The sequence below is a fragment of the Pedobacter sp. AC190 genome, from assembly GCF_979258025.1.
Genome location: NZ_OZ409824.1, coordinates 4746420 through 4772191 on the forward strand (window position 1 = coordinate 4746420; position 25772 = coordinate 4772191).

Consider the following 25772-nt stretch of genomic DNA (forward strand, 5'->3'; position numbering starts at 1 on the left):
GTTACGTTTTATTAAATGAAACGGATTTTGTTTTAGGTTTTATCCTGTTTTGCCTGGAGAGGTGGAACAGGATTTTTTATTTAACTGCCTTACGTAATATCTAACAAGTTTCTCGTTCGCTGGTTTATACGCATAGGATCAAACTCAATAAAGATTTCAGTTCAGTATAACTAATTAAGAAAATATTTTCATCCTGGATCTTTCTAAGAGTGGTGTTATTTCAAAAAAAGCGATTCGGAAGGCTCAGAATAACGGCTTACTTACTTATATTCATCGCTATTAGTTGCAACCAAAGGAAAACCGAGCCACAATTTTGCTTTTTACGAAACACTCTATATATTTAGAAATTAAATAACTCTATATTTTAGTTAGTTTTATATAACAAGTTTCATTTTATGGACATAGCACAGCTCGAAGAACAAATTGAAGCAGGTAATTTAAATGCAGTAAAAGAGATTTTGGTTCAGCATCCTCAACTGGCTAATTCACTTACTACGCACAAGATTTCGCCTTTGCTATTGGCTTGTTATTATAAAAAGCAGGAAATAGCAAATTTAATAGCAGAATTTGTAGATGATTTAACTTTATTCGAGGCTTGCGCAGTTGGCAAATTTGATGCCGCTACGCTATTAATTTTCCAGAAACCTGATAGCATTAACCAATTCTCGGAAGATGGTTTTACACCTTTAGGATTAGCCTGTTATTTTGGTCACGAAGAGTTAGCTCGCTTTTTAGTGTTAAAAGGTGCCGATGTAAATTTGGCTTCTAAAAATGGCTTTAACGTTTTTCCGATTCATTCAGCAGTTGCTGCTAACAACATAAACATAACAAAAATGCTTTTGGATGCTGGCGCTTATCCAAATGTTTGCCAAAAAGCAGGTTTAGCTCCATTACATACCGCAGCACAGTTAGGAAATATCGAATTGATTATTCTGCTTTTAGAGCATGGCGCAGAAGTTTCGTTAAGAATGGAAGGTGGAAAATTACCTGCTGATTTAGCTGCAGAAAAAGGTTTCCATGAAATTGCAGAAATTTTGAGGGAGGAATAGTTATAGGCTTTAAGTGGTAAGTTTTATTTACATAGAACGTATAACTTACAACGCTTGAGTTACTCCCAAATTCTTAACCGCATTCTTTTCATATAAGTTCTAATATCAAGAACCACGGCAGCCAAAAGATAAAAAAGGATAGGAAAACCGACTGCCAGAAAGGATGAATAAATGAAAAACAGCCTAACTTTGGCTGTACTCATATTTAACTTATTCGCTAAATAGGTAGAAACCCCAAAACTCTGTTGCTCGAAATAAGTGATAATCCTTTGGAACATTTTAAGTTTGTTTTAAAATCTTAACACCAAACCACATCGTCAACAGCTCGTTATAAAAGCAGTTTAAATGTGTTTTAATAAACTTTTTGCAATCTAAACCTTAATTTTTTAATTAAAATATCACCGTTTAGATGATAAAATAAAGCAATACTAATATAACACTTTATTTATAAAGTAGGTACAACCCCACTATTTCTATTCATTAAACCTTACCGAGCAATTATCCAGATGAATGTGGATTCAAAAACTAATCTTTATACCCTCTTTAATATGCTTTAACGATATAAGTTAAACAATTGCAATTCTTTCACTTTAGAATTAATTTGAGGTTTCCCAAAAAATCAAATCTCTAAACAAAAAAATGCAAGTGTAAAATTACACCTGCACCAATTAATTAATTTTAAACTTATATTGAAAACATCCTGCGCCTAAAAAAGTTTGCAAAAACATCGACTATAATTTGTTCCATTGGTTAATTCCCATTTTCATCGCCTCAACAATGGTATTAAACTTATAAATACTCATTACACAACCCGCCATCATCTGGTATTCACCGTCTAAAATTTGAATATATCCTCGAAATACGCCGTCAACGGTAATTCTGAAAACCGAACCCGAATCTTTCACCGTTCCTATAACAATTACACTACCTCTTACAATTATTATTCTTTCAGGCGTTAAAAACATATATTATTAAAAATAAATAGAGTAATGATTTAAAAATCTGCGGCAAACCTAATCAAAACAAACACCATTTCCATTTAATAGTTTTAAGATTTTAATTTTTCCCAATCAGCTCATTTTTATATTTATTTCACCACTTAATTTGCCCAAAATAGAGGTTAGTATTTGCTTCTCTTACAATAAATTGAATGCTAATTATTATCTTTTTCCATTCTCAATTATTTAAACAAAAGCGATGAATAAGAACGTTCTAATCATTAAAGTTTTAGGATTGTTTTAAAATCTTAATTCCAATGCCGCAGGACAAGCATTTTTTCTCATCGCAATATTGCTTTTTTAATTGTAAAACGCCTTGCGATGCAAATGCATGATCGAGTTTCACACCCGCTAAAGTAAATTTATCGGTTATTGTATTTTGTTCAGCTGGTAAACTTTCTAATAGTTTTATTGCGCTGCTGATGTAAAATTGCATACCTGTATGCGTGCCATAAGCAAACAAAAATAAAGCTACCGTATTAAGCAGAATATTATTAATTGATGTTTTGCCAATTTGGGTACTTAATTTAACCGCTTCTTTTTTAAAATGATAATGCGTTTCCCAGTAATTATTTACTGGAAGATTTTCAAACAGTTTACGCAATTCTTTAACATCCTTTATCTCCATAATTTTTGAAAACAAATGATTCGACTGTACAATCAATGCTGCAAACTGCGCCAATCGTATTGTAGGAAAGTTTTGTGGGCGTATCCGCATAAATTTCCAGATGGATACTTCAATGGGCTTGATTTTATATTTCTGCTGCAGAAACTCGAATTCCTTTTTCAGCTTTTCAGGATAAGCTTCTGTAAACTTATCATTTAAAAACCCTGCAGAACCAAACACTAAAGCCTCAATTTGCAAACGGTTATTTTTATGCTTGCCATAAATTTGTTGCGGAATGCACTTGGCAAAAAGCTCGAAAGGCAAGGCATTAATTTTAAAGCCAAAATTCATAGCCAGGTAACGATAAAAAGTTTCATCCCAGTTACCATTCAGTTGGTTTAAAGTTTCGATTACCAAATTGGTCTTCTGCTCGAAACGTTCAATTACTGTTCTCGCTAAAAATGAATTTATAATTAATTGATCTACCGATTTGATTTGAGCAACACAAGGAAAATCTGTAAGTGTTAAAAATAGGTTTTCATACTTGATAATCAGCTCCGCTGAAACTCGGTTCTTCAGTTCTAAAACGGGTAAAACAGAGCCATCTCTCCTTTTAATTTCCGCATCATTTTCATAAACCACATGAAGAATTACATTTTCATACGCAGTATCAAACTGGTGGTTGTGTCTTAGCCAATCAGAAGATCTTAAATGGATCTCAACGTTACCTGCCCAGATGGTATCTCCAATCTGAATCTTGGCATTACTAAAATCAGGACCAGAATTTTTATTTAAAAAGCCTTGATGAATGACTTTCAAAGTTTCAGCTGTAGCGGTTTTCAAATCGCCAAAATCGAAAGATTTAAATTGCCACACATAGTGAAGAAAGTCTTCTGGAAAATTCATTATTGAAGATAAAAAATATTCCTAAAGGCTGTACATCCTTTCTCGCCGCCTTAAAGAAAAGATTCTGGAACAAATCCTGTTCCTAGCTTTCCGTTTCGTTTTTCAGATCCGTATGGGGCATATTGATTAAACGACTTGCGCTTTTTTCTTATAATTCGTAATAAAAACTCCTGCAATAATTAAAACTGTTGCAACAATTAAATCTGTATCCACATGTTCGTTTAAAATTAACCAGCCTAAAAATATTGCGATAATGGTATTGAAATACGTTAAAATAGAAACTTCTGAAGCCGTTACTTTCTTTAGTGCATAGTGATAACAAAAATAGCCCAATACCGAACCAAAAACGGCCAGGTAGGTTGTAGCAAAAATACTTTCAGTTTTCCAGCTGCTTACATCGGCTTTGCCAGAAAAAACAAAGGCCAAACCGAATTGAATTATTGCAGAAAAAACAAATTGATAAAACAGGTTCAAGAAAATATACTGCGGCTTTCCACTATGCTTTTTGGAGTAAATGGTTCCAATAGTCCACCCAGAAACAGCAATTACAAGCGAAAGAATGCCGTTACGATAGCCAGGTTCTAATAAATCGTTAATACCATTTCTAAAAATAAAAACAATCCCCAAAAACCCTAAGAAAACACCGATAAAACCTTTTAAACTTGGTTTTTGAATCCCTAAAAAAACACAGCCTAAAAACACCAGCAATGGCGAAGTTGCGTTTATTAAAGATGTTAACCCACTCGGAATCGTTTTTTCGGCAACGGTTGTCATTCCGTTAGCAATTACAACCATTAATATAGAAAGTAAAATCTGGCGTTTAAAGCTTGACCAACCAATCCATTTTAGTTCTTTTTGTTTAATTAAAAGGATTAGAATAATTAATGAAGCAATCGTTTGACGAATTGCAGTTACATACCAGGCAGGAATGCTATCTACAGCTACACGAATCCCCAGGTAAGTGGTTCCCCAAATTAGGGCAACCCCACATAAGGCAAATATTAGTTTTAAATCTATTTTGGGATTCATAGTAGGTAAATGTTTAACCACAAAAACGCTGAGGTTTAGTAAGAAAGAAGAGTTTTGCCACGGAAGCACTGATTAACACGGAAAGAATATTCAAATTTCCGTGTATTCCGTGTTTCAGTGGCAATAAATAGGTAGAATTAACCTGTGCTGATCCTGTCGATCTGTAGTTAATTATATAGAGTTAAACCAATTCAGCCGTAATTAATATCTGCTCCATTTCCTGCTGCAATTTCAACGCCTCTTCCCTCGCCTTTTCAGCAAAATCTTCGCCTTGACTGGCATAAATAATTCCACGGGAAGAATTAATTAACAATCCGCATTGAGAATTCAAGCCATATTTACAAACCTCACTTAAATCGCCTCCTTGTGCACCAACACCAGGAACCAGAAGAAAATGATCTGGAGCAAGTTTACGTACATCGGCAAAAGCAGAACCGCGGGTTGCCCCTACTACATACATCATTTGTTCATCTGTAGCCCATTGCTGAGAAGTTTTTAATACCTGTTCAAAAAGTTTGTCATCCCCAATTTGCTGCAATTGAAAATCGGCATGACCAGAATTAGAGGTTAAGGCCAGCAGGATTACCCATTTATCTTTAAAAGTTAAAAACGGTGTTACCGAATCGCTTCCCATATAAGGAGCGACCGTAACCGAATCAAAACTCATTTCTGATGATTTTTCATTAAAAAATGTTTCAGCATACATGGCAGATGTATTTCCAATATCGCCGCGTTTTGCATCAGCAATGCTAAAAATATTATTAGGTATATATTTCCAGGTTTCGATTAAAGTTTCCCAACCTTTTTTACCATAACACTCATAAAAAGCTGTATTTGGTTTATAAGCTACACACAAATCTTTTGTTGCATCGATAATCTGTTTGTTAAATTCCAGAATCGGATTTTCGTACTTCAGCAGGTGCTGTGGAATCTTATCTAATGAAGAATCCAATCCGACACATAAAAATGAACGTTTTTTTTGTATCTGCTCAAAAAGTTGTTGCTTAGTCATATATGGGCTTATTTGCTGCAAATATGAGGTTTTTTAAATTTTTAGACTAAAAAAACATAGACACTTTAAATATTTTTATAAACATTTTAAACTTTTTCTTGCGGATTACGTTTCAAATACATACAATTGCAACATAATTTCTCAACCGTTTATCTGAATATCCAGAAAAAATTTATCAAGACTTGTTTTTTGCTACCTTTTTTAAAGCCTAATATGCTTTTTTTATTCAGCTTGTAAACACATTATGAAACCATTTTGAGCATTTCTATAACCAACTCATTTTTGGTATTATAACCTAAAGAATTTATACACAATTAAACCGCTTGGTTTTTAAATTAACACAATATTTTAGTCCAAGCAGATTTATAACTGAAAACATCCGTTATAAACAAAATTAAAATTTCTTGAAACATATATATTTAGAATGTTTAGCAAAACAGAATTAAATGATAAGCTCACATCAGAATTACGTGAGCTTGCTAAAACCTATGGCATTGAAGCTGCCGACTCCCTAAGAAAAATTGACCTTGTTGAAGTGCTTTTACATCAACAAGAAATTATAACCGCCGCTAAATCGGGTGCAGATCCATATAGCGAAAGTGAGCCAGTTGCAGTTGCAACCCCAGCTCCAAAAACCAAAGCAGTTAAAGCAGAAAAAGCGCCTAAAGTTGTTGCTGATGCTGCCGCTCCTGTAGCAGAGAAACCTGCTAAAAAAAGAGTAAGACTAAGTAAAGACGAACCCGCTGCTCCTATCGAAAGAAAAAGAGAATCGGTAACTTTATTTGACGAGCCACAACACCAACAGCCAGAAAGACAGCCTGAAAGAGTTGTTGAAGCCGAAGAAAGTGTTAAACCAATTTCGGCGCTGATTGAAGAAAGTGCAGAAGTGCTTCCTGTAGCTCCGAAACAGAAACAAGAACCAAGAGAAAAGCAAGAAAAACCTCAGCGTGAAGATAACCGCCAGCAAAAACAACCTGGAGGAGGAAATCACCACAAAAATGAAAACAGTTATTCGAACTTAGATTTTGATAATGTAATCACGAATGAAGGGGTTTTAGAAATTATGCCAGATGGTTACGGTTTCTTACGCTCAGCAGATTACAACTACCTTACTTCTCCCGATGATATTTACGTATCGCAATCTCAAATTAAACTTTTCGGCTTAAAAACTGGCGATACTGTTAAAGGTAGCATCCGTCCGCCGAAAGAGGGCGAAAAATATTTCCCTTTGGTTCGTGTTGAAACAATTAATGGCAGAATTCCAGCCGAAGTTCGTGATCGCGTTCCTTTCGATTACTTAACGCCACTTTTCCCAACAGAAAAATTAAATTTATTTACGGATAACAGTAACTACTCTACCCGTATTATGGATTTATTTACGCCAATTGGTAAAGGACAACGTGGTTTAATTGTAGCACAACCAAAAACAGGTAAAACCAATTTACTTAAAGAGGTTGCGAATGCAATCGCTAAGAACCATCCGGAAGTTTATTTAATTATTCTTTTAATTGATGAGCGTCCTGAAGAGGTTACAGATATGGCTCGTAGTGTAAGAGCCGAAGTTATTGCTTCTACTTTTGATGAACCAGCTGAACGCCACGTAAAAATTGCCAATATTGTTTTAGAAAAATCTAAGCGTTTGGTAGAAAGCGGACACGATGTAGTAATCCTTTTAGATTCGATTACACGTTTAGCAAGAGCTTACAATACAACTGCACCTGCATCTGGTAAAATTTTATCGGGTGGTGTTGATGCAAATGCATTACACAAGCCAAAACGTTTCTTTGGTGCGGCCCGTAACATCGAAAACGGTGGTTCGTTAACCATTTTAGCAACTGCATTAACTGATACAGGTTCTAAAATGGATGAGGTAATTTTCGAAGAATTTAAAGGTACTGGTAACATGGAGTTACAATTAGACCGTAAATTATCGAACAAACGGATCTTCCCAGCAATTGATATCACTGCATCGAGTACTCGTCGTGATGATTTATTGTTAGATAGAGATATTTTACAACGTGTTTGGATTTTACGTAATCACTTGGCAGATATGAACAGTCAGGAAGCGATGGAATTTGTACAGGCTCAAATAAAAGGTACAAAAAGCAACGAAGAATTCTTAATTTCGATGAATAGCTAGTAGAGTGTTGAAAGTTAAGGGTTTAAAGTTAAAAGTTCCAAAATTGGAGCCTTGAAGCTTTAAACTTTTAACTTTATACTTTCAACTCCAAAAACATGAAAAGGCATATCCCTAATGCGATTACCTGTGCGAACCTATTTTCTGGTTGTATCGGAATCGTTTTTGCATTTAAAGGCGATTTACAAACCGCTGCATATTTCGTAATCCTTTCGGGCATTTTTGATTTTTTCGACGGCATGGTTGCTCGTTTATTGAATGTGAAATCGGCAATTGGTAAAGATTTAGATTCGTTGGCAGATATGGTAAGCTTTGGTTTCTTACCAGGAATTATCATGTTTCAACTGTTAAAAGTGAGTGATTACACTTCGGAGTACCTTCCTTATTTGGCTTTTTTTATAACTGTTTTTTCTGCTTTGCGCCTGGCAAAGTTTAATAACGATGAGCGGCAAACGGAAGATTTTATTGGTTTAAATACACCAATGAATACTTTATTTATTTGCTCCTTACCATTTATCGCTGTAGATTATCCGCAAATAATTGGCTCTACCATTTTATTGATTGCCATTACAGCGATCACCAGTTTTCTATTGGTAAGTGAAATAAAAATTTTTTCTTTAAAATTCAGCGATTTAAGCTGGGCAAAAAATAAGATTAAGTTTATCTTTTTAATTATATCTACTGTGTTAATCGCTGTTTTACAGTTTGCGGCAATCCCTTTCGTTTTAGTACTTTACATTGCTTCATCCATCCTTCATTTTAGAGGAGGCAAAGCAATCTAGATCACATACTGTATTTCGATTTCACTTCAGTAATCGCTGTTGCCAGCTGGATATAAATTTTATTGATAATGAGATTTAGGTCTTTCACTTTTTCAGGGATCTTCTCTACATCCTCGAGCTTGCGGGCATTTGATTCTATAATCTGAACAGAATCTCGAACATCGCCACGGCCAACATAGCTAAAGGTTGGCTTTATTTTATGAACGCAATCTGCCACCTTCTTCCAGTCTTTGGCAGATAAGGCAACTTCGAGATCGGCCATATAAAATGGGGTTTGCTCAATGAAGGTTTCAAAAATTTCGATCATAAATTCAGGATCATGACCAACCATTTCTGTAAGATAGGATAAATCTAGGGGATGATTTTCTCTGTTATCTTGCATAAAACAAACATAATAATTTACAATTTGTTTACTTCCAAATTATCCGAAATATTTTCAAGAATTTCGTAAATAGTTTTCCCCAAAATTGGATGATAAACATTTGGAGCTATTTCGGCAAGTGGTTTCATTACAAACTTTCGGCTTTGCATATGCGGATGCGGAACCTGTAGTTTATTTTCGATATTGATTATCTCCTCGCCAAAAAGAATTAAATCGATATCTATTAATCTTTCGCCCCACTTATCTTTTCTAATCCGGCCAAGCTGTTTTTCAATTTCAAGCATCTTATCAAGCAATTCAAGTGCAGTTAAACTGGTTTCCAGTTGCACCGCCTGATTCAAAAAATCTGGCTGTTCTGTAACGCCCCATGCAGCAGTTTCGTAAATTGATGAAACCGCAGTAACCTGCCCTGCTTCATTATTTAAAAGCTGAATTGCCATTTCTAAGTTTCTCTTTCTATCTCCTAAGTTTCCACCCAGTAACAAATAAGCAATTGTGTGCTCTAATGCCATATTAGCCCTCGTATTTTTTATATATTTACCTCACAAAATTAAAACATTTAAATGAGAGATTTTTTCAAGTATTTATTTGCATCAATGTTAGGTTTTTTCCTATCTATTGTTGTTATTTTCATCATCTTTTTCATAGTTATTGTCGCGGCCATTTCATCTATCGATGATGATAAATCTATAGCAGTAAGCAATAACTCGGTCTTATTTTTAAACCTGGATCAGGCGATTACCGAACGTACACCTAAAAGAAGTTTTGGTAGTTTACCTATAATTGGCTCTGAACAAAGCGATGGAATTGGTTTAAACGATGTTTTAAAATCAATTAAAAGAGCTAAAAATGATGATAATATAAAATGTATTTACTTAAATGTTAGCAGTCCAAATGCAGGTTTTGCAACCATGCGTGAGGTAAGAAACGCTCTTATTGACTTTAAAAAATCGCACAAAAAGATTTTGGCTTACAGCGAAGTTTATACCCAAGGTGCATATTATTTGGCTTCGGCAGCTGATAAAGTTTATTTAAATCCCGAAGGTGCATTAGAATTTAAGGGTTTTAGCTCTCAACTTACTTTCTTTAAAGGAACTTTAGAAAAAGTTGGTGTGGAAATGCAGGTTATTCGCGTTGGAAACTATAAAAGTGCGGTGGAGCCGTATATTTTAGACAAAATGAGCGATTATAACCGCAAACAGGTTACGGCTTATGTTGGCGGTTTATACAACACTTTTTTAACTGATATCGCTCAAACCAGAGCCATTCAAAAAGATAGCCTTTACAGCATTGCTGATAATTACAAAATCAGAGAGCCAAAAGATGCTTTAAATTATAAAATGATTGATGGCTTGAAGTACAAAGACGAAATTCTTGAAGAGCTTAAAGCCTTATCGGGCAAAACTAAAAAACAGAACATTAGTTCAGTTTCTATAAACGACTATATAAAAAACAATACATCAAGCGGAAGCGGGAAAGATAAAGTTGCCGTAATTTATGCTAATGGCGAAATTACAGGTGGCGAAGGTTCTGATAACCAAATCGGTTCTGAACGGATCTCGAGAGCTATACGTAAGGCAAGATTAGATGACGACATTAAGGCGATCGTAATTCGTGTAAATTCTCCTGGTGGAAGTGCTTTAGCATCCGACGTGATTTGGAGAGAAATTGTATTAACTAAAAAAGAAAAACCAGTTATCGCCTCTTTTGGTGATGTTGCCGCATCTGGAGGTTACTACATTGGTTGCGCTGCCGATAGTATTTTCGTACAGCCGAATACCATTACAGGTTCAATTGGTGTTTTCGGAATTATTCCTAATTTTCAAAACCTGATGACAAATAAATTGGGCATTACCTTCGATGGTGTTAAAACTGGAAAATATGCAGATATAATGGCAACAAATCGCCCAATGACAGAAGGCGAACGTTTCATTATTCAAAATGAATTGAATAGAATTTACAGTGGTTTTGTAAGTCGGGTAGCTGATGGAAGAAAGAAAAGTAAGGCCTATATCGACAGTATTGGCGGTGGACACGTTTGGATTGGTACAGATGCCGTTCAAATTGGCTTAGCCGATAAAATCGGCAGTTTTAACGATGCAATAGCATCAGCAGCTAAAAAAGCAAAGCTTAAAGAATACAAAGTTGTAGAATATCCTGATGTAATTGATCCTTTAAAATCTTTATTGGAAGAAAGTACAGATAAAATTAAAACCTATTACACCAAACAAGAACTTGGCGATAATTACATGCTTTATCAGCAAATGAAAAAAGTAATGGCAAGTTCTGGTATACAAATGAGAATGCCATTTGAAGCTGTTATAAAATAAATACTACACAAAATGGATGATGTAAAATTGGAGTGATCCGATTTTACATCATCCATTTTCATTTTCTGCTATCCGCCCTTTATCTTTATAAATTTCCAGCCTGTAAAACAGTCCATTAATAATTTCTGCTCGAAAAATTAGCGCCAATTAAAGTTTTAAACCTTTATTACCTAATTTTACAGCTTATGGAAAATAAAACCATCGCTCGAACTTTACGCCTCTTGTCGCAGTTAATGGAACTGCATGAAGAGAATCCTTTCAAAATAAAATCTATAGCTAACGCCTACTTTAAGGTTGATAAATTACCTTTTGCTTTAAAGGATAAACCTATTGAAGACATTGATAAAATTGATGGAATTGGAAAAGGTTTGGCGGCTAAGATCATCGAATTGCTGCAAACAGGAGAACTTAAAGAGCTTAACGATATTATTCAGCAAACGCCAGAAGGCATTATCGAAATGCTTGGCATAAAAGGAATCGGACCGAAGAAAATTTTGATTATTTGGCGTGACCTTAGTATCGAAAGTATCGGCGAGTTATATTATGCCTGCAACGAAAACCGACTAATTGAAGCAAAAGGTTTTGGACTAAAAACACAGGAAGAAATTAAAAAAGCGATCGAATTTAAGCTGGCAGCAAATGGAAGATTTTTATATGCTCAGGTAGAAGGCTTTGCAAATAACCTTTATGATGAAATTTCAAGATGGTTAATTGAAGTTGATAACCATTCTGCATTAGGTTTTGCAGGTCAATATCGCCGTTCTTGCGAGATTATTGATGAGCTTGAAATCGTAATTGGGGCAGAACATCCTGAAAAAGTTGAATTTGAGCTACCCGAATTTGAGCCACTTTCACTTATAGCCGCTGAAAATTCGTTTATTACCACAACAGAGGCGGGCTTAAGAATTAAAATATTTGTGGTAAACAAAGTAGATTTTTACCTCGAATGGTTTAAACAAACTGGAAATACCGAACACGTACAAAAGGTTTTAGCCTTAGCTGGTGATGGTCCTTTTTCAAATGAAGAAGAAATTTACAGCAAAGCTGGATTGACTTTTATCGAACCCGAGCTTCGTGAAGATTTTGATGAAATTGAGTTGGCTAAGGAAAACAAATTACCGACTTTAATACAATATGAAGATTTAAAGGGCAGTTTGCACAACCACTCTACCTGGAGCGATGGCGTTCATACTTTAGAGCAGATGGCGGTTTATTGTAAAGATGAACTGAATCTTGAATACTTAGGCATTTGCGATCACTCAAAAACTGCAGTTTATGCCAAAGGATTGAACGAGCAACGTGTTTTCGGTCAGCACCAGGAAATTGATGAGCTGAATAAGAAACTGTTTCCATTTAAAATATTTAAAGGCATAGAAAGTGATATTTTAAGTGATGGCGCTTTAGATTATTCGGATGATATTTTAAAAACTTTCGACTTTGTAGTTGCCTCGGTTCACAGTAATTTAAGGATGGATGAGGCAAAAGCAACCGCCCGTTTATTAAAAGCTATCGAAAACCCGTACACAACTATATTGGGGCATCCAACAGGACGTTTATTATTAAGTCGTGCGGGATATCCGATCGATTATAAAAAGATTATTGATGCTTGTGCAGCAAATAATGTTGTTATTGAAATCAATGCTAATCCATTAAGACTTGACTTAGATTGGCGCTGGCATCGTTACGCTTTAGAAAAAGGTGTTTTGCTTTCAGTAAATCCTGATGCGCACAGAACTGAAGGTTTTAATGATATGAAATATGGAATTTTAGTTGCACGCAAAGGCGGTTTAAGTGCTGATAAATGTTTAAATTCATTTTCTTTAGATGAGATAACCAGCTATTTTAAGACTAAAAAAGATAGAATAATTTAGTCGCGGGACCACAGAATCAAAAACTATTGATTTATTAATTAACCATAGATAAACAGGATAAACACAGAGATACTGTTAATAACATTATTTAGACAGGCCAAATCTGTGTTTATCTGTGAAAATCTGTGGTAAAAAAAACTAACTTTGCCTCATGATAAGTGAAATTGCCAACCGCGTATTTAATCAGGTTATTACTAACTACCATAAGTTTGATGATATTGACCATCCAGTAGCAAATCCTTACGATGCTGAAAGTTTAGAGCATCTTTTTTATATTAAAAACTGGATTGATACTGCCCAATGGCACATGGAAGACGTGGTTCGTAATCCACAAATCGACCCCGTAGAGGGCTTAAGCTGGAAAAGACGAATTGATGCTCAAAATCAGGTTCGTACAGATATGGTTGAGTTTATCGATGGATATTTTTTAAATTTATATCAAGGCATTTCGGCTTTACCCGAGGCTAAAATTAATACGGAAAGCCCTGCATGGGCAATAGATAGACTTTCTATTTTGGCGCTAAAAATTTACCACATGCAGGAAGAAGCTGAACGCGCAAGCGCATCGGCCGAACATCGTAATCAATGCCAAACAAAGCTCAATGTATTACTATCTCAACGTGATGACTTATCTCAAAGCATTGATGAATTACTAGCGGATATTGAAGCTGGCAAGAAATACATGAAAGTGTATAAGCAAATGAAAATGTACAACGATCCGAGTTTAAATCCTGTGTTGTATAATAAAATTTAGTTCCAAATTCGTCGTTGCAAGGCACGAAGCAATCTTACAATTTTCGCTATCGCCCTTTGGCTTTAACACTGCTTCGTACCTCGAAATGATGACCGATTAATAAAGCCATGTTAACAGAAAAAATTATCGTTTTACGTTTTTCAGCTATGGGCGATGTGGCGATGGTGGCTTCTGTTTTAAAAGAATTTTCTGAGCAAAATCCTTCGGTTGAAATTATAATGGTTAGTCGCGAGGCTTTTAAACCATTTTTCGATGGGATTGATAACCTAACTTTTCACGCCATCCAACCTAAAATCATCCATAAGGGCATTGATGGTTTGTATAAACTTTATCAGGAACTTAGAAAATTCAAACCAACTGCAATTGCCGATTTGCATGATAATTTGCGGAGCAGGGCAATTTCTACTTTTTTTCGCTTAAGCGGAATAAAAATCAAGCGGATTGACAAAGGAAGAGCAGAAAAAAAGGCCTTAACGCGTTCGGCTAATAAAATATTTAAGCCGTTACGACAAACTGTTGAACGTTACGCTGATGTTTTTCGGGAGTTAGGCTTTCAGATTAACCTAAGCCATAAATTGATTCCAAAAGCTCAACAAGTCCCTTCAAAAGCTAAAGGATTGTTTAGCGATTCAGTAAAAAAGAAAATAGGCATCTCACCATTTGCTCAACATATTTATAAAATTTATCCATTAAATAAAATGGAGGTTGTAATAGCAGAATTATCAAAACTTGGCTACGAACTTTTTATTTTTGGTGGAGGAAAAACAGAGCAGGAAATTGCAGAAAAATGGTCGCAGTTTATTCCCAACACCCATAATTTAATCGGCAATTTTAATCTTACGGAAGAACTTGCTATTATCTCTAATTTGGATTTGATGCTGAGCATGGATTCTTCGGGTATGCATATGGCTTCGTTAGTTGGAGTGCCCGTGGTTTCTGTTTGGGGGCCAACCCATCCTTTTGCGGGTTTTTTAGGTTACGGGCAATCGGAAGCCAAATGTGTTCAAATAGATCATCCTTCAAGGCCAAATTCAATTTATGGAAACAAACCTTGCCTTTGTGCTGTTGAAAGTTGTATGGACTTAATTGAACCACAAAGCATTGTAAACAAAATTAAAGAGAACTTAAATGCCTAAACAATTATTATTGGTTCGCCACGGAAAATCGGATTGGGGAAATTTAGATTTAAAAGATTTTGATCGCCCTCTAAATAAACGTGGTAAGGAAAACGCACCAGAAATGGCCGAGCGTTTGATAAATCGTGGTTTTAAGTTTGATTTGATGGTAAGTAGCCCAGCTAAAAGAGCAAAATCTACGGCCAAGTATTTTGCCGAAGCATATAATGTAGATGATATAAAATTTGAAGAGGCGATTTATGAAGCGAATAGCAGAACGCTTTTAAAAGTTGTGAGCGATTTTGACGATTCTGCTGATGTTGTAATTATGTTTGGACATAACCCTGGCTTTACCGATTTAGCAAATGAGCTAAGTGATGCGGATATTTACAATATTCCAACTGCTGGAATGGTTTTGATTTCTTTCCCTTTTGATTCGTGGAAAATGGTTAGTAAAGGAACTGGAGAATTGGTTTTCTTTGATTATCCAAAGAATACGGATGAGATGTGATTTTTTTTGCCACGGAAGCACGGAATTAAGACGCCGTTATTTTAGTAAACCCGCTAACGGAAGATGCCAAGAAACACAATTCTTTATTGAATAAACCTGATAGAACGTAAAGCTTTTTTAGCAGGAAACTAAAATTTGGCTGTAATGCTGAGGAACGAAGCATCTGCAACCGATGAAACATATTCTTCGTTCCTCAGCATGACAGAAGTTTAAAAACTTGAAGTGATAGCAGGTCTGGAAAATCAAAAGAACTTACATTTCCAAAAGAAAACTATTTCTTTTGTTGTTAAAAAGATTATCTTTGAAAATATAAAACGAAAGTCCAGCAATAGACATTTCGGTGAATTCATAACCTAAACTCCTCTGGTTATTTCATAATTCGTATGGCTGGATTATTTTTTCCAATTAATTTATCTGAACATGAGTTTTGACTATAATACTACACGTAGCCATTTGATTTTATCGGAATATGGCCGTAACGTTCAAAACATGGTGAAATATATTTGCGAATTACCCACCATTGAAGAACGTAATAAATATGCACAGGCAGTTATCGATTTGATGGGTTTTTTACAACCACATTTACGCGATGTTGCCGATTTTAAACATAAACTTTGGGATCATTTACACATCATTTCTGGTTATCAGATCGATGTTGACAGCCCGTATCCAAAGCCATTGATTGAGAATGCTTACATAAAACCAGCGCCCCTGGCTTATCCTCAACAACGAATTACCTACAAACATTATGGTAAAACGGTAGAAGGACTTATTGAAAAAGCAATGGGTGAGCAAGATTTAGAGCGCAGAAAAATAATGGTGCAAGGCATTGCAAACTTTATGAAGATGGCTTATGTTACCTGGAATAAGGATAACGTTTCGGACGAAACCATTATTAAAGATTTGAAATATCTTTCTGGCGGGTTATTGTCACTTGATGAAGGTGTTAACTTGGCGAAAGTTGAGTTTAGAGCTCAAAATCCTCGTCAAAACAACAACAATAATAACCGCGGAAGAAATAATAATAACAATAATAACAACAGTAAAAACCGTCAGAACAATAATAATAATCGCGGACGAAACAATAATAATAAACCTAAATATTAAAGGAAAGGTAAAAGGCGAAAGGTAGCAGGTTAAAAAGTAAAAGTTTGCGGCATAAATTTGTTTTAGCACTCAATCTTGATACTCGAGACTAAATACTTGATACCAATTACTCAATACTAAATACTAAAAAGATATATGAACGCATTTGAAATAACAGGCGGAATTAAATTAAAGGGCGAAATTACTCCACAAGGCGCCAAAAACGAGGCTTTACAGATTTTATCGGCTGTATTGCTAACCGAACAGAAGGTAACTATTAGCAACATTCCTGATATTAAGGATGTTAATAAACTAATCGAATTATTAGGCGATTTAGGTGTTATTGTAGAACGTATTGATAAAGACACTTATACTTTCGAGGCGAAAAACATCAATCTGGAATTCTTCGAATCTGAAACTTTTAAAGCTAAAGGTGGTGGTTTACGGGGTTCTATTATGATTGTCGGTCCATTATTAGCTCGTTTTGGTAAAGCAGCAATACCTAAACCAGGTGGCGATAAAATCGGTCGTAGAAGGCTGGATACACATTTTATTGGCTTCGAAAAGTTAGGCGCAAAGTTTGTTTATGATAGTAAAAAAGCTTTTTTTAACGTTGATGCGACCAATTTAAAAGGTGCTTACATTTTATTGGATGAGGCATCGGTAACGGGTACTGCAAACATTGTAATGGCTGCTGTTTTAGCAAAAGGTACAACAACCATTTACAACGCAGCTTGCGAACCTTATTTACAACAGCTTTGTAAAATGCTTAACCGCATGGGTGCTAAAATTTCGGGAATTGGTTCGAATTTACTAACGATTGAAGGTGTTAAAGTTTTAGGTGGAACGGAACACAGAATGCTGCCTGATATGATCGAAATTGGTTCTTTCATTGGTTTAGCGGCAATGACTGAATCGGAAATTACCATAAAAAATGTTTGTTATGATGAGCTTGGTGTAATTCCTGAGGTTTTCAAAAAATTAGGTATTAAATTAGAACGCAGAGGCGATGATATTTATGTGCCATCGCAAAAGCACTATGAAATTGATACTTTTATTGATGGTTCGATTTTAACAATTGCCGATTCTCCATGGCCAGGTTTTACTCCTGATTTATTGAGTATCGTTTTGGTTGTGGCTACACAGGCTAAAGGAAACGTTTTAATCCACCAGAAAATGTTTGAAAGTCGTTTATTCTTCGTTGATAAATTGATTGATATGGGCGCTCAAATTATTCTTTGCGATCCACACCGTGCGACAGTTAATGGAATTGATAAAAAATACAAACTTCGTGGAATCAGCATGACTTCTCCTGATATTAGAGCTGGGGTTTCGTTATTAATAGCTGCGCTTTCTGCGGAAGGTAAATCGACCATTTACAATATCGAACAGATTGAACGTGGTTACCAGGATATTGATACGCGTTTACGTGCTTTAGGTGCGCAAATTAAGCGTGTTAATGCTGATGCGCCGAGTCACTAGTTTTAGTTGAAAGCTGAAAGGCTGAAAGAATAAAGCTGAAAGCCAAAATAGCAAGGATACAGAAACGCCCGAGTAATTTCTTATTCGGGCGTTTTTATTTGTGATTTTCGTAATTGTGAGGTACGAAGTAATATTAAACAGTCGCTATTCTAAGTCCAAAGCATTAAGATTGCTTCGTACCTCGCAATGACGACCGCCTTAGAAACCTTGCTAGTCGGGATTTGTAATCCCGTCATTAATAACTAAAGTAGCTAAGGATTTTAACCAGGCTAGTCGGGATTTGTAATCCCGTCATTAGTAACTAAAAATTTTTAATCCTTTTTTAGATTGACTTCCACTCTATTTTCTACCCAGATATCGCGTTTATAATATCGTACTGCGTAATAATTTCAATCTTACCTGATTCATCTTCTACTAAAACAGCAGAATTTTCTTTATTAATTAACGATGAAATTTTATCAATCGACGTATTCAAATCAACGAAAGGGAAAGTTGCGGTCATGATTTCTGAAATTGGGGCAGATTTCAAACCTGGGTTTTCGAGCAAAGCTGATAAGATGTCGCTTTCGGCAATTTTACCTACAATCATACCCTGTTGTGTAACTGGGATTTGAGATATGTTCATCGATTTGATGGTATTGATCGCTTCTAAAACCGATTTTGTTGCATCAAGCGTTACAATTTCTGTTGCTTCTTTCTTTGCTAAAATTGATTTCGCAGTTAACTTTTCATCTTGTAAAAATCCACGTTCGCGTAACCAATCTTCGTTATACATTTTACCCATGTAACGGCTTCCATGGTCGTGAAAGATTACCACAACAACATCTTCGGGCTTTAATTTATCTTTTAACTGAATTAGACCGCCAATTGCAGCACCAGCCGAGTTACCAACGAAAATACCTTCTTTACGGGCGATATCACGAGTCATTAAAGCCGCATCTTTATCCGTTACTTTTTCAAATAAATCGATCACATCAAAATTTACGTTTGCAGGCAAAAAATCTTCTCCGATACCTTCTGTGATATAAGGATAAATTTCATCTTTATCGAAAATACCAGTTTCTTTATACTTTTTAAAAACCGAACCATAAGTATCGATTCCCCAAACCTGAATATTTGGATTTTTCTCTTTCAAATATTTTCCAGTTCCAGAAATAGTACCTCCTGTACCTACACCAACCACCAAGTGGGTAATTTTACCTTCGGTTTGTTCCCAAATTTCAGGACCAGTTTGCTCGTAATGTGCAGCAGAATTTGCTAAGTTATCGTATTGATTTGGCTTCCAGGAATTTGGAACTTCGCGTTCTAAACGAGAAGAAACCGAATAATAAGAACGTGGATCCTCTGGCTCTACGTTTGTAGGACAAACAATTACTTCAGCACCAAAAGCACGTAAAGCATCTACCTTTTCTTTCGATTGCTTATCTGTTGTAGTAAAAATACACTTGTAACCTTTAATAATAGCAGCCATAGCCAAGCCCATTCCAGTATTTCCTGATGTTCCTTCGATAATAGTTCCGCCTGGTTTTAGTTTACCACTTTTCTCTGCATCTTCAATCATTTTAACGGCCATACGGTCTTTAATTGAGTTGCCTGGATTAGTTGTTTCTATTTTGGCCAGAATTGTACCTGGAACATTCTTCGTAATTGTATTTAATTTTACCAAGGGCGTATTGCCGATAGTTTCTAAAATATTATTATACCACATAATGCAAAATTAAGCAAAGGCATTAAGTATTTTATAAACTATATTTTATTTGAAACATAATTTCGAAAATAAAAATTTAATAGAATTTTATTGCATAATCTACAATAATGATAGGGATTATAGATTGATTATTGGGCAAAATGCAATATTGGCTTTAGGGTTTTCTTATAAGCTTTAGATTTGCAGATTATTTTTCTTAACGCTCAGTGTAAAATAAATTGTCGTTTCAACCGATGCAGAGAAATCTTTAAACTTGATTTTTAGATTGCTGACGAAATTTCTGTATTTCACTGTGTGATAGTCTGAATGGCAACTTTTTGTTATACCAATTTATAAACTTTGCCTGGCAAAGAAATAATGATGCCCTGCATTTCTAGCGTAAGTAAAATGATCGCGAGTTTACTCTGTTGAATATTGACAGAAATCGCCAATTCATCAATTGAGAGCTGCTGATTCTGCAAAGCATCAACCACTTTTTGTTCATTCGCCGTTAGGTTTATTTGTAGTGAGGCTTGTATTTTTTTCTTTTCTTTCACTTCATCATCCCAACCTAAATAATATATTAAATCATTGGCATTATTAATCAGGCCTGCCCTATTGGTTTTAATAAGAAAATTGCACCCTTCTGAAAACACATCATTGGTGCGTCCTGGGAAAGCATAAACATCTTTATTGTAAGAATTGGCTATCTCAGCTGTAATTAGCGCACCCCCTTTGATTGATGCTTCTACAACAATTGTGGCATCGGCAATACCAGCTATAATTCTATTTCTTTGTGGAAAATTTTGCCTGTCGGGATTGGTTAGGGTTGGAAATTCGGAAAGTAAACCTCCATTTAAAACCATTTTTTGAGAAACTGTTTTATGAACCTGCGGATAGAGCCGATCTAAACCATGTCCGAGTACACCAACTGTAGTTAAATCGTTTGCAATACATTCTTTATGCGCTGTAACATCAATTCCGTAAGCAAGTCCACTTACAATCAAAACATTATATGGAGCCAAAACCATACACAACTGTTTACATAAATTTTCGACCATATTCGGTAGCATTACGTGTGCCTACAATGCTAATAATTCGTTTGTGGTTTAAATCAGCTTCACCTTTAAAATAAAGTAAAATAGGCGAATCGAAACAGTTCTTTAATCTCTTTGGATAATTATCATCAGAGAAAAACAATACTTCTATGTTATGTTTTTCAACAAATTTCAACTCCTCTTCTGCTCGTTTTAAAGCATCAGTGTTTAAAATTGCTTCGACTGTTTTTTCGCCTATCCCTGGGATTTGAAGCAATTGCTTTTTACTCGCAGAAAATACTGCTTCGGCACTTCCACAATATGCTAATAGATTTTTAGCATTTACAGGGCCAATTGATTTGATAAAAGTTAAGGCAATTTTATGGAGCGTACTCATTTAATTTTTAGGTTAAGGGTGAATAAAACATGGGATGATTTATTTCCTTAAAATGATAACCTAAAAATCGATATCGATTAAGCTTTTAAGTGGGATATGGATGTTATTTTTTAGCTGAATGTATTTTTCTGTAACTGACCATATTGTAGTATCTACACGCTTCGGACCAATAGTGGTATTAAATGTGATAACTGCTTTCGATTTAAACTCGTTGCCCAATCTTTGAGCTTCATCTAACTTAGTCTTTAAGGCCTGACTATGATCTTCACTAGCACTGATAATGTTTAAGTAGCTTATATGTTCCTTTTCTACAATTTCTATTGGCATGGTATCTCTTTAACGATTAATGTTAAACAAGCTTATCAAAATTTCGCATAAAAAACAACCTTAAAAATGCATTTTTTGTAATAATTAAGATAAAAAAAGCTGGCACGAACGTAACCAGCTTAATATTAATACAGTTTGGTTGGTTTATTTATTCAATTTCAATTTTCTGGTCTCAATCATTCCCTTAAACCCATGATCAAGCTTACCAGTTAAATCCTCTGCTAGTGTTTTTGATAAGACTGAAGTACTGCTTACCGTATTTTCTTTTAAAACAGATAGGAATGATCCACTGGCAGAGTAATTTAGAGCTTGTGCTAAAAGTTTCTCTGTTTGGTCGCCAAATTCTTTAGTAATATCATCTGCGATATCCTTATCTACTGCCATACCATCAAAATAATCACCTTGATTTAATTGGTTTTTAGTTTGAAACTGCGGAATGTACAAATCATTTTTATCGATATGCAGGCCGATGAAACCAACTGGCTTACCATAAGTTTTTTTACCAATTAACTTTACATCCATTACTGGTTTTAAGTTATTAATTAATAATTCACTTGCCGACGCTGTTGAAGCTGTTACCAGAAAATAAACCCTTGATAAGTTATTAAGCGTTCCTCTTTTAGCAAAAACCTCTTGATTTCCAGCTGCTTGTGTTGGTACCCAAGGATAATCAAAAAAAGAATATAATCTAGTCACACCATCATTTCCTTTGGCATAAAACTTTTGATTTTGAAGAATAGTTGCCTTATTATCCTGCATGGTTTGTGTCCAATAAGTGGTGTACATTATTTTACCATTTTGAGATGAAGGCGCAATTAAATTAGTAAAAGCTTCTGAAGTTGCAACGGAACCACCTCCATTATAACGCAAATCTACTATTAGCTCACTTACACCATCGGTTGCAAATTTTGCAAAAGCAGCATCTAGCAGGGCTGTAGAATTAGTTGTAAAACTATTGAAGACAATGTATCCAACCTTTTTAGTTCCTACAGTGTAGGTATTGGAGTATAAAATTGGGTTAATGTTATAAGTTGTACGGCTTACAACTACATCCTGACTTGTTCCATCTGGTTTTAAAACAGTTAGAGATATTGTTGCATCGTTTCCAAATACTGCATCTTCTATTTTATCAATACTGGCTTTGCTTGTATTGATGTCTGTAAATCCATTAATTTTAGTGATTTGATAACCTCTTTTTAGTCCTACTGTTGCCGCTGGAGATGTAGCATAAACAAGTTTAATTCTCAAATCATTAGTAGATGCAAAGAAGATTGAAAATCCAAAATCACCGCTTACGCCACCCAATTGTGTAGCTACCGCCCCATTATCTATAAAAGAGTATTTATCTTTACCACCTGTACTGGGCAATGCCTTCAAAGCTGCAATAACTGCATCATTTGTAGCATATTGACGAGGATTGAAACCATCGTAACTTGGCATACCAACGTTCCAAAAGTAAGTTTGTTTAGCGTAAAGAAATATCGAATCCTTTGTTAAATAATCTCGATTGGTTGTTGAGGTTTGTAAAGTATTCGTTTCGGGTGTACTTGCAGTATCTGCAGGAGTAGAAGATTTTTTACAAGATGTTGCCAACCCAATAACAACTAAAGTACTCAGGAGAATACTTTGTGCTGCAAATTTTTTAATCATATTTATTTGTAAATTTCTAGTGACACAATATACGGCAAATTAATTAATTTGGATTGTTGCTCATCAAATTTATTTGCACCAACAACTAACGCATCTTTAGCAGATAAATTGTTGTCTGATAATATGTTCTGAAAAATTTCTGATTTTGGCAGATTCAGTTCATCCGCGAAGAAAACGATCAGATATTTTTCTAATCCATTCCACTCGGTTTGTTTTATTTTATTTAATTGTTGCTCTGGATTACCTGTTGTTACAATGTAGATTTTCTTCCGCTCGATTACCAACTCTTGTAAAAAATCTAGCATATTTTTGAATAGCAATAATTTTAATGGTAAACGAGCATTTAAATGCAGCAAATCAAAATTATGCTGATAAGTATCCGCTAATTTAAATTTCTTTGCAGTTTTTTCAAAAAGCTGATCTGACCCATTACTTTCAAATTCTAGGCGCATAAAATCTAAAATAGATTGCGCATTTTTTTGTTCTGTATATTCTATAAATTGGGCGAACAGATAATATACCTGGAGCAGATAATCTTTAGCTGGAAATAAGACATCATCAAGCTCGAATATTACAATTTGCTTGTCTTTTGCGTATTGACGACCTTCCATACTATATTGTAAAAAGTTTAAAATCATCATCGGCAGAATTATAGCCAAATACACCGCTAAATCCTTCTTCCTTTTTCACAAAAATTTCGCCTCCACTCGCAAAAATGCATTCTCCTTTTACAAATACAGCAAAATTTTGAAACGTATTTTTTTCTGTTGATAAGAAATCAGCAACCAAGTCGGCGTGTGGAGTTAAAACATCTATTCCATATTCGCCGAACAGAACGGCAGACTTTGCAATCGGTTCAACTTCAAAATTATGCAGTGGAATAATACTATCAATCGACTCTGTAATACAAAAGTTTAATAAGATATGGGCAATACTATCCTTATTTAAAATTCCTAAAGAAGAAAATGCGTAGTGCTCGCTAACGATCCCTGGGACATCGCCATAATCTGCTAACAAAACAAAATGTGTGGGAAATGCTTTCATCAGCTTTAGTGCCTTTGCGTTATTTCCTCCAGTAATTAATATTTTCAATGTGTAATATGTTGTATGTAAAATTGTTTTTATTGTTCGATTGCATTATTGCAAAACACGAAAATTAGATCTATGCTTTATACAATCACCCCATCCTTCATAGTTACTATCCGATCACTCGTTTTAGCCAAATGTTCGTTATGGGTAACAATTACAAAGGTTTGCTGAAAGTTATCTCTTAAGCTAACAAAGAGCTGATGAAGGGCGGCTGCATTTTCTGAATCCAAATTACCTGATGGTTCATCGGCTAAAATTATTGCTGGATTATTAATTAAAGCCCTTGCAATAGCTACCCTTTGTTGCTCACCGCCTGATAATTGATTAGGTTTATGATTCGCCCGATCTTTCAATCCAAATAAGTCAAGCAATTCTAAGGCTCTGATTTCGGCTTGTTTTTTATTTGTTTTTGCTATAAAAGCAGGAATGCAAATATTCTCTATGGCGCTAAATTCGGGCAGTAAATGATGAAATTGAAACACAAAGCCAATATTTTGATTTCGAAACGCACTTAGCAATTCACCGTTTAATTTACTAATTACGGTTCCTTTAAGCTCAACAACGCCATCATCTGGTTTATCGAGTGTACCTAAAATATGTAACAATGTACTCTTCCCAGCTCCAGACGGCCCTATAATACTTACAATCTCCCCTTTTTCTACTTCAAAATTTACACCTTTTAGTATTTGTAGATTTCCGTACGATTTTCTTATTCCAGTGGCTTTTAGCATGGCTCAAATTTAGTAAAAAAGGTTAAAGGAGAAAGTATAAAGCGGAAAGCTGAAAGACTAAAGAACAAGGATCGCTATCAAAGAATAAAGGATGTAAAATAATTTCTAAAAAAAGTTTGCAGATATGATTTTCTTATTTAACTTTGAAAAACAAAGCACTTTTAAAATGAGCAATTCAGAAGAACAACTAAATGCATTAAAAGATATCAGAAAAATGATGGATCGATCATCGAGATTTATTTCGTTGAGTGGCTTATCTGGTGTTTTCGCTGGTTTTATTGCTTTAATAGGTGCTTATTTTGCTAATGATGAAATCGACAAATTTATTAACGGAAGAGGTTATAGCTTTGGCGTTGAAGGTGAAATGGATTTAGAATACAACTTAATTAAGCTTGCTTTGATTATTTTGTTTGTTGCTTTAGCAGGTGGAATTCTTTTTACCTACAGAAAAAGCCAACGCAATAATTTGCCAATTTGGGACAAAACCTCCAAATCGTTAATTATTAATCTTTTTACACCTTTAGTTGCGGGAGGTTTGTTTATTATCGCTTTGTTATTAAATCACCCAAACACGTATAGCATTATTGCACCAACTTGTTTAATTTTTTATGGATTAGCACTTATAAATGCCAGTAAATATACCTACAGCGATATTCGTTATTTGGGTTATCTGGAGGTTTTTTTAGGATTGGTTTGTATGTTTTACGTTGGTTATGGTTTAATATTTTGGGCTGTGGGTTTTGGCGTACTTCATATTATTTATGGATTGGTAATGTATTTTAAATACGAGAAAGGCCAATAAA

The 25772-nt window shown here is 35.0% G+C and carries 26 protein-coding genes; 11 read left to right on the forward strand and 15 right to left on the reverse strand.

Annotation, left to right across the window (positions count from 1 at the left end):
- Positions 1-395 precede the first annotated feature (395 nt).
- Entirely contained in the window at positions 396-1049 is a 654-nt protein-coding gene (locus ACZZZI_RS20755) for an ankyrin repeat domain-containing protein (RefSeq protein WP_316757381.1), read from the forward strand.
- A 59-nt stretch (positions 1050-1108) separates the two neighbouring features.
- Here ACZZZI_RS20755 and ACZZZI_RS20760 read toward each other — a convergent pair whose 3' ends face one another.
- The 5 genes from ACZZZI_RS20760 to pyrF all read right to left on the reverse strand — a co-directional run bounded on the left by ACZZZI_RS20760 (position 1109) and on the right by pyrF (position 5601).
- Positions 1109-1327, reverse strand: coding sequence for a PspC domain-containing protein (locus ACZZZI_RS20760; RefSeq protein WP_316757379.1), 219 nt, complete (start codon positions 1325-1327; stop codon positions 1109-1111).
- A 453-nt stretch (positions 1328-1780) separates the two neighbouring features.
- Positions 1781-2014, reverse strand: a complete 234-nt coding sequence (locus ACZZZI_RS20765; protein ID WP_463491182.1) for a hypothetical protein — start codon at positions 2012-2014, stop codon at positions 1781-1783.
- 262 nt (positions 2015-2276) lie between these two features.
- Positions 2277-3560, reverse strand: a complete 1284-nt coding sequence (locus ACZZZI_RS20770) for a DUF2851 family protein (protein WP_463491184.1) — start codon at positions 3558-3560, stop codon at positions 2277-2279.
- Positions 3561-3686: 126 nt separating this feature from the next.
- A complete protein-coding gene (locus tag ACZZZI_RS20775; protein ID WP_463491186.1) occupies positions 3687-4589 on the reverse strand; it encodes a DMT family transporter in 903 nt (300 codons plus the stop codon).
- Between the two features lie 181 nt (positions 4590-4770).
- A complete protein-coding gene (pyrF, locus tag ACZZZI_RS20780; RefSeq protein ID WP_344768632.1) occupies positions 4771-5601 on the reverse strand; it encodes an orotidine-5'-phosphate decarboxylase in 831 nt (276 codons plus the stop codon).
- Between the two features lie 424 nt (positions 5602-6025).
- Here pyrF and rho point away from each other — a divergent pair, with 424 nt between their 5' ends.
- Positions 6026-7741: a transcription termination factor Rho gene (gene rho / locus ACZZZI_RS20785; RefSeq protein WP_316757369.1), complete on the forward strand. Its 1716-nt coding sequence runs from the start codon at positions 6026-6028 to the stop codon at positions 7739-7741.
- 95 nt (positions 7742-7836) lie between these two features.
- Positions 7837-8520, forward strand: coding sequence for a CDP-diacylglycerol--serine O-phosphatidyltransferase (gene pssA / locus ACZZZI_RS20790; protein ID WP_344768630.1), 684 nt, complete (start codon positions 7837-7839; stop codon positions 8518-8520).
- Between the two features lies 1 nt (position 8521).
- Here pssA and ACZZZI_RS20795 read toward each other — a convergent pair whose 3' ends face one another.
- Positions 8522-8902 carry an Hpt domain-containing protein gene (locus ACZZZI_RS20795; RefSeq protein ID WP_344768628.1) on the reverse strand — a complete coding sequence of 127 codons (381 nt, stop codon included), beginning with the start codon at positions 8900-8902 and terminating at the stop codon, positions 8522-8524.
- A 17-nt stretch (positions 8903-8919) separates the two neighbouring features.
- Positions 8920-9414 (reverse strand): 2-amino-4-hydroxy-6-hydroxymethyldihydropteridine diphosphokinase, encoded by a 495-nt coding sequence (gene folK, locus ACZZZI_RS20800; protein WP_316757362.1) that lies wholly within the window; start codon positions 9412-9414, stop codon positions 8920-8922.
- A 51-nt stretch (positions 9415-9465) separates the two neighbouring features.
- Here folK and sppA point away from each other — a divergent pair, with 51 nt between their 5' ends.
- The 7 genes from sppA (at position 9466) to murA (ending at position 18051) form a co-directional block, all read left to right on the forward strand.
- Positions 9466-11232, forward strand: coding sequence for a signal peptide peptidase SppA (sppA, locus tag ACZZZI_RS20805; RefSeq protein ID WP_463491190.1), 1767 nt, complete (start codon positions 9466-9468; stop codon positions 11230-11232).
- A 185-nt stretch (positions 11233-11417) separates the two neighbouring features.
- A complete protein-coding gene (locus tag ACZZZI_RS20810) occupies positions 11418-13103 on the forward strand; it encodes a helix-hairpin-helix domain-containing protein (protein WP_463491192.1) in 1686 nt (561 codons plus the stop codon).
- Positions 13104-13254: 151 nt separating this feature from the next.
- On the forward strand, positions 13255-13857 hold the full coding sequence (locus ACZZZI_RS20815; RefSeq protein WP_463491194.1) for a DUF4254 domain-containing protein: 603 nt from the start codon (positions 13255-13257) through the stop codon (positions 13855-13857).
- Positions 13858-13964: 107 nt separating this feature from the next.
- Entirely contained in the window at positions 13965-14993 is a 1029-nt protein-coding gene (locus ACZZZI_RS20820) for a glycosyltransferase family 9 protein (RefSeq protein ID WP_463491196.1), read from the forward strand.
- Positions 14986-15483, forward strand: coding sequence for a SixA phosphatase family protein (locus tag ACZZZI_RS20825; protein ID WP_316757352.1), 498 nt, complete (start codon positions 14986-14988; stop codon positions 15481-15483). Before ACZZZI_RS20820 ends, ACZZZI_RS20825 begins: the two co-directional genes overlap by 8 nt.
- 420 nt (positions 15484-15903) lie before the next feature.
- Complete coding sequence (locus tag ACZZZI_RS20830; protein WP_316757350.1) at positions 15904-16590, forward strand: DUF4290 domain-containing protein; 687 nt, start codon at positions 15904-15906, stop codon at positions 16588-16590.
- A gap of 135 nt (positions 16591-16725) precedes the next feature.
- The gene (gene murA / locus ACZZZI_RS20835) at positions 16726-18051 is read left to right on the forward strand and encodes a UDP-N-acetylglucosamine 1-carboxyvinyltransferase (protein WP_316757348.1); all 1326 of its coding nucleotides are present in this window, start codon (positions 16726-16728) and stop codon (positions 18049-18051) included.
- 346 nt (positions 18052-18397) lie between these two features.
- Here the strand turns inward: murA and ACZZZI_RS20840 are convergent, their stop codons facing one another.
- The 8 genes from ACZZZI_RS20840 to ACZZZI_RS20875 all read right to left on the reverse strand — a co-directional run bounded on the left by ACZZZI_RS20840 (position 18398) and on the right by ACZZZI_RS20875 (position 24969).
- Positions 18398-19759, reverse strand: a complete 1362-nt coding sequence (locus ACZZZI_RS20840) for a pyridoxal-phosphate dependent enzyme (RefSeq protein WP_316757345.1) — start codon at positions 19757-19759, stop codon at positions 18398-18400.
- A 320-nt stretch (positions 19760-20079) separates the two neighbouring features.
- Positions 20080-20799 carry a DNA-processing protein DprA gene (locus ACZZZI_RS20845; protein ID WP_463491199.1) on the reverse strand — a complete coding sequence of 240 codons (720 nt, stop codon included), beginning with the start codon at positions 20797-20799 and terminating at the stop codon, positions 20080-20082.
- Positions 20780-21172, reverse strand: coding sequence for a DNA-processing protein DprA (locus ACZZZI_RS20850; protein WP_463491201.1), 393 nt, complete (start codon positions 21170-21172; stop codon positions 20780-20782). Before ACZZZI_RS20850 ends, ACZZZI_RS20845 begins: the two co-directional genes overlap by 20 nt.
- Before the next feature lie 60 nt (positions 21173-21232).
- Complete coding sequence (locus ACZZZI_RS20855) at positions 21233-21499, reverse strand: hypothetical protein (RefSeq protein WP_316757341.1); 267 nt, start codon at positions 21497-21499, stop codon at positions 21233-21235.
- A gap of 144 nt (positions 21500-21643) precedes the next feature.
- Positions 21644-23149 (reverse strand): S41 family peptidase, encoded by a 1506-nt coding sequence (locus ACZZZI_RS20860; protein ID WP_463491203.1) that lies wholly within the window; start codon positions 23147-23149, stop codon positions 21644-21646.
- Between the two features lie 2 nt (positions 23150-23151).
- Entirely contained in the window at positions 23152-23790 is a 639-nt protein-coding gene (locus ACZZZI_RS20865) for an HAD family hydrolase (RefSeq protein ID WP_463491205.1), read from the reverse strand.
- A complete protein-coding gene (locus tag ACZZZI_RS20870; protein ID WP_344768607.1) occupies positions 23762-24241 on the reverse strand; it encodes an ATP-grasp domain-containing protein in 480 nt (159 codons plus the stop codon). Before ACZZZI_RS20870 ends, ACZZZI_RS20865 begins: the two co-directional genes overlap by 29 nt.
- Positions 24242-24318: 77 nt before the next feature.
- Positions 24319-24969: an ABC transporter ATP-binding protein gene (locus tag ACZZZI_RS20875; protein WP_316757332.1), complete on the reverse strand. Its 651-nt coding sequence runs from the start codon at positions 24967-24969 to the stop codon at positions 24319-24321.
- 166 nt (positions 24970-25135) lie between these two features.
- Here ACZZZI_RS20875 and ACZZZI_RS20880 point away from each other — a divergent pair, with 166 nt between their 5' ends.
- Positions 25136-25771 (forward strand): hypothetical protein, encoded by a 636-nt coding sequence (locus ACZZZI_RS20880; RefSeq protein ID WP_316757330.1) that lies wholly within the window; start codon positions 25136-25138, stop codon positions 25769-25771.
- Position 25772: the final 1 nt, after the last annotated feature.